The 1,041-nt window shown below is 52.5% G+C and carries 2 protein-coding genes; both read right to left on the reverse strand.

The features are described from left to right. Positions 1-252 (reverse strand): hypothetical protein (locus CHB92_RS26050; RefSeq protein WP_218824317.1); only part of this gene is annotated, 252 nt, incomplete at its 3' end. A 450-nt stretch (positions 253-702) separates the two neighbouring features. Then, positions 703-1,041 (reverse strand): hypothetical protein (locus CHB92_RS25440; protein ID WP_218824318.1); only part of this gene is annotated, 339 nt, incomplete at its 5' end.

Here is a 1,041-nt window from a genome sequence, read left to right on the forward strand (position 1 = left end):
TGCGCAGTGCTGGGCCTGGCCTCTGTAAAACACAGCTATGAGCACCGGCACCAGCAAAGATAAGCAGGAGGTGGACCGCACCCAGTGGTAGCCCCGGTACTTGCAGAACCCTTTGTCGGAGCTTTTCGGAATCGTAGGCTGTGCCCATTGGAGCGTCACCCCTCGTCTTTTTTGTTCTTTCAGTCTTTGCGGGTCAGCGATCGACAGAGCCTTGGTCTTCGCGAGCCCCGCTAGTACTAGGGTTGGAAACAAAACGTCTTTGGCTGGAAGAGGCCTTCCTGTAGCTCTCGTGTCAGGACACCCAGCCTAAGGGCGCTGTAAGTCCCGCACGTGAATGGGAAAAGCAACAAACCGCAGGGCACACTACACCTGCCTGAAAGGAAATATCACCTTTCTACTTCTGACTCCGTAGACAGGAAGGATTGGGTTGCACCGGGGCTTCGTCCCCTTGGTGCAGGGGGTTAAAGAAGAAAGCCGGCGGACAGGCAAGTCCCCGGCTTTTATTTTGTTCCTTCTCCACAGCAGGGGCAAGCTCCTGCGCCGATGTCACTTCCCCTGCTTAGCTAAAAAGCCGGGGCAAAGAAGCCCCGGCTTAATGAAGAAGCATTTAGCAATGCCTATAGCAAATAATACTTGTATATATCTTTTACGGTGGTAAGCAGGGAAAGTGACACGCCCCTCATTCGCTGCCTGTGGGGGAGCCTATTCCGCTATGGTGACGTAGCTGTTGCCCTGAAAGAAGGGAAGGGAATCATCCTTTAGGGCCTCCATGTCCACAAATAAGTTTTGGTAAAAGTTCTGAAGAACCTCCGGTCCAGTGCCGAAATCCTGCAGGTAGCAGTAGAGCTCCTGCAGTCTGCCCTCATAGTCCTCCTCGTTCGACTCCCCCAGGGACTCAGGAAGAAACTGTTCAATAAGCTTTAGCCGGGGATAAGAGGCCTTATGCTTCTCTACGGTGAAAAGGACCTTTGCCATAATAGCAAAGCACCTTTCCTTCCTGTGCGTCATTTGCTTTGTCATGTCACTGTAAGTTTCATCCGC

Origin of the sequence: Pontibacter ummariensis (assembly GCF_900188175.1) — a bacterium.
Lineage (GTDB): Bacteria > Bacteroidota > Bacteroidia > Cytophagales > Hymenobacteraceae > Pontibacter > Pontibacter ummariensis.